At 74.8% G+C, this 11343-nt stretch carries 9 protein-coding genes; 4 read left to right on the top strand and 5 right to left on the bottom strand.

The window, feature by feature from the left end:
* Positions 1–74 precede the first annotated feature (74 nt).
* A complete protein-coding gene (locus ACFWI8_RS10020; protein WP_387087988.1) occupies positions 75–2768 on the top strand; it encodes an alpha/beta fold hydrolase in 2694 nt (897 codons plus the stop codon).
* Positions 2768–3673, top strand: a complete 906-nt coding sequence (locus ACFWI8_RS10015; protein ID WP_387087985.1) for an ABC transporter permease — start codon at positions 2768–2770, stop codon at positions 3671–3673. The genes ACFWI8_RS10020 and ACFWI8_RS10015 overlap by 1 nt, the downstream gene beginning before the upstream one ends.
* On the opposite strand, the gene ACFWI8_RS10010 is transcribed toward ACFWI8_RS10015, so the two are convergent.
* Together ACFWI8_RS10010 and ACFWI8_RS10005 are read right to left on the bottom strand one after the other, a co-directional pair.
* The gene (locus tag ACFWI8_RS10010) at positions 3610–6060 is read right to left on the bottom strand and encodes an FtsX-like permease family protein (RefSeq protein WP_387087982.1); all 2451 of its coding nucleotides are present in this window, start codon (positions 6058–6060) and stop codon (positions 3610–3612) included. The genes ACFWI8_RS10015 and ACFWI8_RS10010 overlap by 64 nt on opposite strands.
* A complete protein-coding gene (locus tag ACFWI8_RS10005) occupies positions 6057–6815 on the bottom strand; it encodes an ABC transporter ATP-binding protein (protein ID WP_387087979.1) in 759 nt (252 codons plus the stop codon). Before ACFWI8_RS10005 ends, ACFWI8_RS10010 begins: the two co-directional genes overlap by 4 nt.
* Positions 6816–6925: 110 nt before the next feature.
* Between ACFWI8_RS10005 and ACFWI8_RS10000 the strand changes: the two genes are divergently transcribed.
* Positions 6926–8095: a sensor histidine kinase gene (locus ACFWI8_RS10000; RefSeq protein WP_387087976.1), complete on the top strand. Its 1170-nt coding sequence runs from the start codon at positions 6926–6928 to the stop codon at positions 8093–8095.
* The gene (locus ACFWI8_RS09995) at positions 8071–8727 is read left to right on the top strand and encodes a response regulator (protein ID WP_387087973.1); all 657 of its coding nucleotides are present in this window, start codon (positions 8071–8073) and stop codon (positions 8725–8727) included. The genes ACFWI8_RS10000 and ACFWI8_RS09995 overlap by 25 nt, the downstream gene beginning before the upstream one ends.
* 34 nt (positions 8728–8761) lie before the next feature.
* Here the strand turns inward: ACFWI8_RS09995 and ACFWI8_RS09990 are convergent, their stop codons facing one another.
* The 3 genes from ACFWI8_RS09990 to ACFWI8_RS09980 are packed head-to-tail and all read right to left on the bottom strand — an operon-like array spanning position 8762 to position 11318.
* The gene (locus ACFWI8_RS09990; protein WP_387087970.1) at positions 8762–9946 is read right to left on the bottom strand and encodes a glycosyltransferase family 4 protein; all 1185 of its coding nucleotides are present in this window, start codon (positions 9944–9946) and stop codon (positions 8762–8764) included.
* Positions 9943–10386, bottom strand: a complete 444-nt coding sequence (locus ACFWI8_RS09985) for a hypothetical protein (RefSeq protein WP_387087968.1) — start codon at positions 10384–10386, stop codon at positions 9943–9945. Before ACFWI8_RS09985 ends, ACFWI8_RS09990 begins: the two co-directional genes overlap by 4 nt.
* On the bottom strand, positions 10383–11318 hold the full coding sequence (locus ACFWI8_RS09980; protein WP_387087965.1) for a sulfotransferase family protein: 936 nt from the start codon (positions 11316–11318) through the stop codon (positions 10383–10385). Before ACFWI8_RS09980 ends, ACFWI8_RS09985 begins: the two co-directional genes overlap by 4 nt.
* Between the last annotated feature and the right edge of the window lie 25 nt (positions 11319–11343).

The raw sequence follows: 11343 nt of genomic DNA, 5'->3' as shown, positions 1-11343 counted from the left end.
ACCCGGACGGGCCGGCCGCCGCCTCGGTTAGCGTTGAGGTGCTGTCCGTCACCTCGAAGGGGGAACCCCGGCACATGAGAACGCGATGGCCCCTGCGGGGCCGCCGGTTGGCCGGGGCCCTGGCCGCCCTGGCCGTGCTCGCCGGCGCCGGCACCTGGGTGGCGGCCGGCGACGAGGGCCCTGAGGTGGTGCGGGACGACCGGGTCTTCGAGATGCCGGAGGAGCCTGGCAGCCGTCAGACCGTGCGGATCGACACCTCGTTCTTCACCACGGCCGACGCCGCCGAGCCGCGCCCCGCCGTGCTCCTCGCGCACGGCTTCGGCGGCAGCAAGGACGACGTCAGGCCGGAGGCCGAGCGGCTGGCCCGTGCCGGCTACGCCGTGCTGACCTGGTCGGCCCGCGGCTTCGGGGGCTCCACCGGCCGCATCGGCCTCAACGATCCGGACCGCGAGATCGCCGACGTCTCCCGGCTGATCGACTGGCTCGCCGAGCGCCCCGACATCCGGCTCGACGGCGACGGCGACCCCAGGGTCGGCATCGCCGGCTCCTCCTACGGCGGCGCCGTCGCGCTCCTCGCCGCGGGACACGACGACCGGGTGGACGCCATCGCCCCCCGCGTCACCTACTGGGACCTCGGCCAGGCGCTCTTCCCCGACGGCGTCTTCAAGCGACTGTGGACCGGCATCCTGTTCACCACCGGATCCACCGAGGCCACCGGCTCGCCCGGCGACGACCCGGGCTGCGGCCGGTTCCTGCCCGAACTGTGCGAGCTCTACGAGCGGGTGGCCGTCGCCGGCGAGCCCGACGAGGCCGCCCGCCATCTCCTGCAGGCCCGCAGCCCCGCCGCCGTCGCCGACCGCATCGACGTGCCGACCCTCATCACTCAGGGCCAGCACGACTCGCTCTTCCCCCTCGACCACGCCGACGCCATGGCCGGCGCCATCGAGGCCAACGGCGCACCCGTCAGCGTCGACTGGGTCTGGGCCGGCCACGACGGCGGCATCTCCGAGGCCGGCAGGACCGAGGCCCGCACCCTCGACTGGTTCGACCGCTACCTGCGCGAGGACCCGGCCGCCGACACAGGACCCGGCTTCCGCGTCACCCGGATCAGCGGCTTCGACTCCACCAACGGCTCCACGCTGCTGCGCGGCGCCTCCGGGGACACCTATCCGGGGCTCGCGGGCGAGCCCACCACCATCGACCTCGAGGGCGGCGAGCAGACCTTCGTCAACCCGCCCGGCGGCTCCCCGCCCGGGGTCTCCGCCGTGCCGGGGCTCGGCGCCCTCGCCCGGATCTCCACCCTCGGTCTCGGACTCGCCTTGGACTTCCCCGGCCAGTACGCCGCGTTCGACTCCGCGCCGCTGACCGAGACGGTGCGCGTCACCGGCGCCCCCACCGTCCGGATCCAGCTCGACTCGGACGCCGACAGCGCCGTGCTGTTCGCCAAGCTCTACGACGTCGCGCCGGACGGCGGCAGCCAGAGCCTGCCCGCCCAGCTGGTCGCCCCGCTCCGCGTCGACGACATCGGCGAGGGACGCGTCGTCGACGTCCGCCTCCCCACCATCGACTACCCCTTCGAGGCCGGCCACCGGCTGCGCCTCGTCCTCTCCAGCACCGACATCGGCTACGCCTCGCCGGACGAGCCCGCCACCCACACCGTCTCGCTCGCCGACCCCGGGCTCACCCTCCCCACCGCCCCCGACCTCGCCGGCGGCGCGTCGCCGCTGCCCTGGTGGACCTGGGGCCTGCCGCTCGCCGCCGTCCTCGTCGCCACCACCCTGCTGCTCACCGGCCGGCGCCGCACCCCGGCCGCCGCGGCAGGCCCGGCCGACCCCGCGCCCGACCCCCGGCTCGCCGACGTACCGCTGCGGATCGAGGGCCTCACCAAGCGCTACGCGGGAGCGGGCGACCGGTACGCCGTCCGCGACCTCTCCTTCCAGGTCAGGCGCGGCCAGGTGCTGGGCCTGCTCGGCCCCAACGGCGCCGGCAAGACCACCACGCTGCGCATGCTGATGGGCCTGATCCGCCCGGACGCGGGCGAGATCAGGCTCTTCGGCCACCTGGTCACCCCCGGAGCCCCGGTGCTCTCCCGGGTCGGCGCCTTCGTCGAGGGCGCCGGCTTCCTGCCGCACCTCAGCGGCCGCGCCAACCTGGAGCTCTACTGGGCCGCCACCGGCCGGCCCGCCGCCGACGCCCACCTGGCGGAGGCGCTGGAGATCGCCGGCCTCGGCCCGGCCGTCGACCGCGCCGTGCGCACCTACTCGCAGGGCATGCGGCAGCGGCTCGCCATCGCCCAGGCCATGCTCGGCCTGCCGGAGTTGCTGATCCTCGACGAGCCGACCAACGGCCTCGACCCGCCCCAGATCCGCGCCATGCGCGACGTGATGACGGGGTACGCGGCCGAGGGCCGCACCGTGATCGTCTCCAGCCACCTGCTGGCCGAGGTCGAACAGACCTGCACCCACCTGGTGGTGATGGACGGCGGCCGCCTGGTGCGCTCGGGGCCGGTCGGCGAGATCACCGGATCCGGCGACACCCTGCTGGTCGGCATCGACATCGAGGCCACCGACGCCGTGCTGGAGCGGATCGCCGCGCTGCCCGGCGTCGCCTCCGTGGGCCGCGCCGAGGCCGGGCTGCTCGTCCGGCTCGACGGCCTGACCGCCTCCGAACTCCTCGCCGAGCTCGTGCGGTTGGAGATCCCCGTGCACTCCGTCGGCCCGCACCGCCGTCTCGAGGACGCCTTTCTCACCCTGATCGGAGGCGCCTGATGGCCGCGCCCGACACCACCGCGAGCACCACCGCCACCACGGCCGCCGCCGGCACCACGGCCCTCGACGCGGCGCCCGGCTACGCCGCGCGCCGCACCCTGCCGCTGCGCGTCGAGGCCGTCCGCCAACTGCGCCGCCGCCGCACCCTCGTGCTCGGCGCGCTGCTCGCCCTGCTGCCGGCCGTGGTGGCCGTGGCCTTCGAGGTCGGCGGCCAGCCGGGCGGCGGCGGGGGTGAACTCACCCTGCTCGACACCGCCACCGTCTCCGGCGTCAACTTCGCCGCCACCTGCCTTTTCCTCTCCGCCGGCTTCCTCCTCGTGGTGCCCGTCGCGCTGTTCTTCGGCGACACCGTGGCCGCCGAGGCCGGCTGGTCCTCGCTGCGCTATCTGCTGGCCGCCCCCGTGCCGCGCACCAGGCTGCTGCTCAGCAAGCTGGGCGTGGCGCTGCTGTTCAGCGCCGCCGCCATGGCCCTGCTGCCGCTGGTGGCGCTCGGCGTGGGCACCGCCGCCTACGGCTGGGGCCCGCTCGAACTGCCCACGGGCGGCACCCTGCCGGCCGGCGAGTCGGTGCGCCGGCTCGCCATCGCCGTCGGCTACGTGCTGGTGTCCCAACTCGTCACCGCCGGCCTGGCGTTCTGGCTGTCCACCGCCACCGACGCGCCGCTCGGCGCGGTGGGCGGCGCCCTCGGGCTCACCATCGTCGGCAACATCCTCGACGCCATCACCGCGCTCGGCGACTGGCGGGACTTCCTGCCCGCCCACTGGCAGTTCGCCTGGGCCGACGTCTTCCAGCCACAGCTGGAATGGGGCGGCATGATCCGCGGCGCGGCCATTTCCACGAGTTACGCCCTGGTGCTGTTCGCCCTGGCCTTCCGCGGCTTCCGCACCAAGGACATCGTCTCCTGAGCCGGACCGGGCGCCGCCTCCCGGCGCAGGGCGCGGTGGGCGGGCAGCACGCTGGCGGCCAGGCCGAGCAGCAGGCACCCGACCACCGCGCCCACCACCCAGGACCACGCCACCACCGGTTCCACCGGAACGCCCAGGTTCTCCCGCAGCCCCCGGCTCATGCCCAGCAGGGCCGGAGCGGCCGCGGCCAGGCCCAGCGCGGCGCCGATCGCCACGACACAGCAGGTCTCCCCGGCGACGGCCAGCTGGACCTGACGGCGGGAGGCGCCGGACAGCCGCAGCACCCGGAAGTCACGCACCCGGTCCGAGGTGGCCGCCAGCAGGGTGGAGCCGACGGCGATCGCCGTGTACCCGGCCGTCATGGCCACCAGGATCAGCGTGAAGAGACGTATCAGACGATCCTCCTCCGCGTCGCCGGCCCGCGCCTGTTCCAGGACCGAGACCTCCTCCGCCCCCAGCTCCGCCGGAGGACGGGCCGGAGAACCACCGGTGCGGAAGACGACGTCGGCCAGTGCTGAGGGGTCACGCTCCCGAACCGCCTCGGCCGGCAACAGCAGCTGGTAGGGCAGGTCGTCGCCGACCACCGCCGCCACCCGGGGACGCTCCACCCGGCCGTCCTCGAAGACGAGGTCGGCGTTCGCACCCTCCGACCAGCCATGCGCGGCGGCCACCGCCGCGCTCACCACGACGGTGCCCTCGGCCGGCGCGGGCGCGGCGTGGACCGCCTCGAACCCCGGGAAGACGCCGGCCGCCTGCAAGGCGGACCCGTCGGCCCCCGCGTAGACGGTGGTCGACAACACCGCGGTGCCCTCGACACCGTCGGCGGCCGCGGCCGAGAGGCCGGGCGTGCCCCGCGGGACGATGGCGGCCTCCGCCCGCACGGCCGCGGCCTGGCTCGCGGCGTCCGCGCCGGCGGTGGTCTCCACCGTGCTGGTGATCAGCACGGCGAACGCCACCGTGGCCAGCACCGGCGCGATCGTCGCCGAGGTACGGCGCACCGCGGTGCGCATGCTCTCGCGCACCAGCATGGCCGTCGCCCCGGGACGTGACGCGAGCGGCCGGGCCAGGGCGCTGACGACGGGCCGGGTGAGGGCCGGGCCGAGGACGGTGAGCCCGGCGGTCAGACCCATCGCGGCGCCGAGCCCCAACAGGACCATGGCGTCAGGCCCGGCGGCGGCCGTGCCCACGGCACAGGCCAGGCCGGCGCCGGTCAGCCCGAGCCCGGCCAGCCACCGCCCGCGCGTCATCGGCCGGCTGTCGACCACCGCCTCCCGCATCGCGTCCAACGGAGCCACCCGCGCCGCCCGCCGGGACGCGACCCACACCCCGGCCAGGGCCACCAGGAGTCCGAGGGCGAAGGCCGCCGCCGGCACCCACCAGGTGAACCGCACGGTGAAGCCCACCGGTTGCAGGCCGCCGTCGACCAGCAGCCCGGCCATCACGGGCGCGAGCGGCACCCCGAGCAGCGTCCCGACGCCCGCCGCGAGCCCGCCCACCGCCAGCGCCTCCACGTACAGCACCCGGCGCAACTGCCGCGGCGTCGCGCCGACGGCCCGCAGCAGGCCGAACTCGCGGCGGCGCCTGGCGACCGTGAAGGCGAAGGCCGACGACACGACGAAGACGGTGACGAAGGCGGAGAGCACCGTCATGGCGGTGACCACCTGGGCGCCGATCCACCGCGTCATCTCGTCCTGCTGCGGGGCGAGCGCGTCCCGGGCCGCACCGGACAGCACCCGGCCCTCGGAGCCGACGACCTCCCGCGCCGCCCCGGCCACCCGCGCCGGATCGGCGTCGGGCGCGAGGGTGAGACCGATGACGCGGACGCCGCCCGCCAGTTCACCGGCCCGCTCGTCGGTGACGTAGTAGCCGGGGCCGGCCATCGTCCCCGCGACCGCGAAGTCCACCGGACCCTCCGCCGTGAGGATCGCCACCCGCTCACCCGGCGGAATGCCGAGCGCCCGGTCCACGACGATGTCGTCGCTGGCGACCGGCGGGCCGCCGGCCGTCAGTCCGTAGGAGGCCAGCGCCGCGGTGGACCAGCCTCGGCCCTGCCGCTCGCCGGCGCGCTGCTCGGTGCCGACCGCCTGCGCGTAGAAGTCGCGCACCGGCACCGCAGACTCGACCCCCGGGAGCGCGGCCAGCGCCTCCCGAAGCCGCTCCGCCCGCTCGGGCGCCCAGGGCGGTGGCTGCGCGAACACCCCGCTGACCCGCGCCCCCTCCGGGCTCGCGACCAGCACCGGGGCACCGGCGAGCCGCTCGGGCACGCCCGTGCCGCCCGAGAGCAGGATCAACGAGCTCATCGTCAGCACGGCGACGCCCACCGCGACCGCGACGAAGGAACCGAGGAACGAGGACCAACGCTCCCTGACCATGGCCCACCCGATCACGACCGCACCTCCAGCGCCGCCGTCCTCGCGGCTATCGCCTCGGCCCCCGCGCCGCCGGGCAGCTCGTCCGCCAGCCGGCCGTCCGCCAGCAGCAGGACGCGGTCGGCGAACGCGGCCGCCGCGGGGTCATGGGTCACCATGACCACCGTCTGCCCTTCGGCGTCGACCAACTGCCGCAGCAGCCCGAGTACCAGGCGTGAGGCGGCGCTGTCCAACGCCCCGGTCGGCTCGTCGGCGAAGAGCACCGCGGGGCGCGCCATCAGGGCCCTGGCGATCGCGACGCGTTGTTGCTGCCCCCCGGACAGCTCGCTCGGCCGGTGTCCCGACCGGTCCGCGAGGCCGACCCGTGCCAGGGCCTCGCGCGCCACACCGGCCGCCGGGCGTCGGCCGGCGAGCCGCAGGGGCAGCTCGACGTTCTGCTCGGCGGTCAGGGCCGACACCAGGTTGAAAGCCTGGAAGACGAAGCCCACCCGCTCCCGACGCAGCAGGGTGAGGGCGTCCTCGTCGAGGCCGCCGAGCTCGGTGCCGTCGATCCACACCTCGCCGGCGGACGGGCGGTCGATGCCGGCCGCGCAGTGGAGCAGGGTGGACTTGCCGGAGCCCGAGGGGCCCATCACGGCCGTCATCGTGCCGGGGGAGAAGTCGACGGTGACACCGTCCAGGGCGGCGACGGCATGCTCCCCCACGCCGTGGCGCTTGTGTACGGCGCGGAGCCGGACGGGAGGGGGAGCGAGGGCGGTCTGAGTAACGTTCATGGCTCAAGGCAACGACACGGTGACCCACCGGCACATTGGTGCCTGGGCGAGAACGAATACTCCACCTGGCACTACCGACCGGCCGCCGTCCACTCGGTACGGTCGGTCGCGTGTTTCCCCGTAACGTCCTGGAGGCCCTCAGCTACCGGCCTCTGGGGTATCTCCGTAGCGGCTGGCCCCTGCGGGCGCTGACGTACCTCCTGACCGGCGGGTTCTTCAGTACCACGCTCGGCCTCGCGGTGCTCGGCGTGCTGACCGCCCCCTTCGGCCGGGTGGCCGGGGTGTTCGCCGCCGTCCACATCCTGGCCTTCGCCGTGCTGATGGCGGGGCCGTTCGAGAGGTGGCGCCTCACGCTGATAGACCGCGAGCCGCTGCGCCCGCTCGACGGCTGGCGGACCGTGGGCTACGGCGCCGTCTCGATCGTGGCCGTGGGCTGGGCGGACCTCGCCGTCGTCCTCGTCTCGATCGGCATCCCCGGCTTCCTGCTCTGCGCCCCGTTCCAGCCCACCGCCGCGCCCTGGCAGTCCATCGCGGGACCGGTCGCCGGAGCGGTCCTGCTGCCCGTGGCCGCCTATCCCATCGGCGCCTGGGCCGGGGCTCGCGGCGCCCTGGCCCGCGCCGTGCTCGCCCCGAAGGACCGTGAGCTGCGCGAGGTGATCCGCTCCCGGGCGCGGCTCGTCGACGCCTTCGAGACGGAGCGCCGGCGCATCGAGCGGGACCTGCACGACGGAGCCCAGCAGCGCCTGGTGGCACTCCACCTGAAACTGGGCATCGCCGCGCTCGACCTGCCGCCGGGCGGCGTCGCGGCCAAGGAGGTCGGCGAGGCCCACACGCTCGCCAAGGAGGCGCTCGCCGAGCTGCGCGAGCTGATCAGGGGAGTGCACCCCCAGGTGCTCACCGAACGCGGAATCCCGGCCGCCGTCCGGGACATAGCCGGGCGCTCCCCGGTCCCGGTCGACACGGACCTCGACCTCCCCGACCGACTGCCGCCAGGCGTCGAGGCGACGGCCTACTTCGTGGTCACCGAGGCGCTGACCAACATCGCCAAACACAGCGGCGCCGGCCGGTGCCGCATCGCGGCCCGCAGCACCGAGGGCGTGCTGCGCCTGGAGATCGAGGACGACGGCGTGGGCGGTGCCGACACCGCGCGGGGCAGCGGCCTGATCGGCCTGGCCGACCGGGTCGCGGCGGCCGACGGCAGAATGTTCCTCTCCAGCCCGCCCGGCGGGCCCACCCTGATCAGAGCGGAGATCCCGTGCCACCAGCCCTCCGCATCCTGATCGCCGAGGACGCCGTGCTGCTGCGCGAGGGCATGGTGCACCTGTTGCGCCGCTTCGGCCACGAGGTGCTGGGCGCCGTGGGCGACGGCACCTCACTGCTCGCCGCCGCCCGGCGGCAGAAGCCCGACCTCGTCGTCGCCGACGTCCGCATGCCGCCCGACTACCGTGACGAGGGCCTCCGCGCCGCCCGCAGCCTCCAGGCGGAGCAGCCGGAACTCGCGGTCCTGGTGCTCAGCCAGTACGTCGAGCAGACCTTCGCCGACGAGCTGCTCCAGGACCGCCGGGGCGGCGCGGGGATGGGATATCTCCTCAAGGAGCGGATCGGCGACGTCGAGGAGTTCGCCGACGCCCTCGACCGGGTCGCGGCCGGGGCGACGGTGGTGGATCCCGAGGTGGTGCGTCAGCTGCTGGCCCGGCGCCGGGACCCGTTGAGCCGCCTGACCCCACGCGAGCACGAGGTGCTGGCGTTGATGGCCGAGGGCCGGTCCAACGCGGCGATCGCCCGACGTCTGGTGGTGACCGAGGCGGCGGTCGCGAAGCACATCGCCAGCATCCTGGCCAAGTTGGACCTCCCGCCGGCTCCGGACGACCACCGCCGGGTGCTCGCCGTGCTGGCCTACCTCCAGGTCTGACGGTGGGCGACGCGAGCGCGGGCGCGGCCGACCGTCAGCCGGCCGGCGCCCGGGAGGTCGACAGGGACTCGAAGAGCGCGGTCCACCTGTCCCGGATCGCCTCCGGGGAGTACGCCTGCACGGTGGTCAGCGCCGCGTCGCCCATCTGCGCCCGCAGGCCCTCGTCGGCCATCAGCGTGCGCATCGCCCCGGCCAGCCCTGCCACGTCCTCCGGCGGGACCAGCAGCCCCTCCTTGCCGTCCGTGATCACGTCCGCCGGGCCCGTCGGGCAGTCGAAGCTGACCACCGGCAGCGCGTGCGTCATCGCCTCGATCATCACCATCGGCAGGCCCTCGGCCCGCGAACTCAGCACGTACATCGAGGCCTTGGCGAGCTCCTCGTCCATCTGGTCGGTGCGGCCCATCAGGAGGACGTGGTTGTAGAGGTGGCGTTCGTCGATCATCCTGCGCAGCTGCTGCCTGCGGTCCCCGGTGCCGTAGATCCGCAGCTGCCAGTCGGGGAACTCGTCGACCACCTGGGAGAACGCCTTGATCAGCAGGTCGAAGCCCTTCTGCGGGCGCAGCCGGCCGGCCGCCACGGCGATCCGGCTGGCACACGTCGACGGCTTCTGCTTCAGCGAGTGGACGGCGTTGGGAATGCACTCCACCCGAGCACCGGGCGCGATCCGGAGGTAGTCGCGGCGATCCCGCTGCGTCAGCACCGCGATCGCGTCGAACCGCCCGTACCACCGGGAGATCGCCGCCTGCACGTCCGGTTGGTGCACCGCCAGGTTCATGTGCTCCTGGGCCACCCGCAGCACCCCCCGGGTGGCGAAGCGGGCCGCCAGCAGGTTCAGCGAGGGCCTGGTGGTCACCAGCACCCCGTCCCGCAACTCGCCGAGGTAGCGGATGATCTGGCGCTCGATCCGCCGGGTGAGCGCCGAGTGGCTGCCCTCGCCGCGCGGCACGTGGCGGGGCGGCAGCCCGGCCCGGCGCGCCGCGAGCCGGCCGAGCCACCCGCGGGGCTCGCTTCCCGGGCCCTCGTGTCCCGGTCGCAGGTCGCAGAGGGCGAACAGCCGCACCCGGGGATCCAGCGGGAAGTACGGCCGGTCGGCGCGCCGCAGCACGCTGACCACCCGAACGTCGTGGCCCGCCGCGGCCAGCGCCCCGGCCTGGGTGAACACCGTCCGGATGGTGCCGCCCATCCCATAGGCGTGCAGCAGCAGATAGCGGATCTTCATCGCCCGGGTAGCACCTCGACGGAGAGATTTTCCTTGATCGTGTAGTACGGCCGCACCAGCATCGTCAGGTCGCCCCTGGTGACCTGTTGGCCGGGGAAGACCATGATCTTCTTCTTGCCCCTGATGTCGTCCAGCAGCCGCCCCACCCGTAGCCCGGCACCGCTGTCGTCAGGGGGCACCAGCCACACGTCCCACAGCGCCGGCGGTTCGAACGGGCCCTCGGGCACCAGGTCGGCCACCGGCAGCGAGGCGTCGAAGGCCACCCCGTCGAGCGGCGCCGGATAACACAGCGCGCGCTCGCCCGCCGCGCCGCGCAGCGTCAGCCGCAGCGTCCAGGCGCCGGCCGTCGCCGGCTCGGGTTCGTGCTCGTGCAGCCGGCCGACCAGCCGCAACGCGCCGTCCCGCGGCCACACCTGGGCCAGTTCCGCGTGGCCGCTCACGACGACCGCCCGCTGGGGACCAGCTGGCCGGCAGCCGTCTCCGCCTCCGCGTATCCCCAGGTTTCGCAGATCTCCCGCAGCACCGTCGGCACCGCCTCCGGCGGCGGCAGTTCGCGGCCCGGCTGGACCCGGCCCGACCTGACCTTCTCCCGCCAGTCGCCGAGCCCCTTCTCCAGGCCGGCCGTCCCGCCGGGTGCCTGCCCGTACTCCAGCATCCCCGGCTCGAAGTCGACCTCCAGGAAGTCGCAGACGGCGCGCAGCGTGGTCTCGGGCTCGGCCGTCAACTCCTCGTAGCGCACGGTGTGTCCTGGCAGCGCCTGGCGGGCGCGTTCCACCGCGTTCAGATAGCGCAGCGCGTCGTGCGCGGCGTGCTCGGGGTTGCGCTTGACCGGGTCCGCCTCGTGCCAGGACCGGGCGACGGCGGCCGGGTGACGCAGCAGGAACAGGAACCTCGCGTCCGGCCAGCAGGCGGCGATCCGCCGGAACACGAAGGCGTTGCCCGGGGTCTTCTCGACCAGCGTCTGCTTGCCGGAGCGCACCAGCTCCCGGTGCAACACCCGGTCCCACAGCAGGTGTTCGAGCTCGGTGCGGTCCAGCCCGAGCAGGCTGAGCGAGCGGTCGGCCAGCCGGGTGGCGTGCGCCACCTCGAGGCGGCGGAAGTGCAGTTCGTGCGGCGCGTGCAGCCGGGAGTGCGCGTTGAGGGTCAACCGCAGCAGGGTGGAACCCGAGCGCACCGGCGCGATGACGAAGACGGGCCGGCGCAGCAGCCGGTCGATGGCCGGATCGGCCGGCGGCCGCGGCTCGATCGCGCCCCGGGTGCCGGTCGGGCGCTGGGTGACCGCCGGGCGGGCGACGATCCGAGGGCCGGCGCGACGCACCTGGAAGCCGGTCGCCGAGCCGAGCGCGGCGTTGATTGTCCGAAGCAGTTTCATGGCGAACGAGGCCCAACACCAACGG

Origin of the sequence: Streptomyces sp. NPDC127098 (assembly GCF_042722465.1) — a bacterium.
GTDB lineage: Bacteria > Actinomycetota > Actinomycetes > Streptomycetales > Streptomycetaceae > Streptomyces > Streptomyces millisiae.
This window is presented reverse-complemented; position numbering and strand designations above follow the sequence as displayed.

What these genes read in the sequence shown, in the direction of transcription:
- ACFWI8_RS10020 (WP_387087988.1), top strand. Translation starts at nt 75, where the DNA reads ATGAGAACGCGATGGCCCCTGCGGGGCCGCCGGTTGGCCGGGGCCCTG.
- ACFWI8_RS10015 (WP_387087985.1), top strand. Translation starts at nt 2,768, where the DNA reads ATGGCCGCGCCCGACACCACCGCGAGCACCACCGCCACCACGGCCGCC.
- ACFWI8_RS10005 (WP_387087979.1), bottom strand. Translation starts at nt 6,815, where the DNA reads ATGAACGTTACTCAGACCGCCCTCGCTCCCCCTCCCGTCCGGCTCCGC.
- ACFWI8_RS09990 (WP_387087970.1), bottom strand. Translation starts at nt 9,946, where the DNA reads ATGAAGATCCGCTATCTGCTGCTGCACGCCTATGGGATGGGCGGCACC.
- ACFWI8_RS09980 (WP_387087965.1), bottom strand. Translation starts at nt 11,318, where the DNA reads ATGAAACTGCTTCGGACAATCAACGCCGCGCTCGGCTCGGCGACCGGC.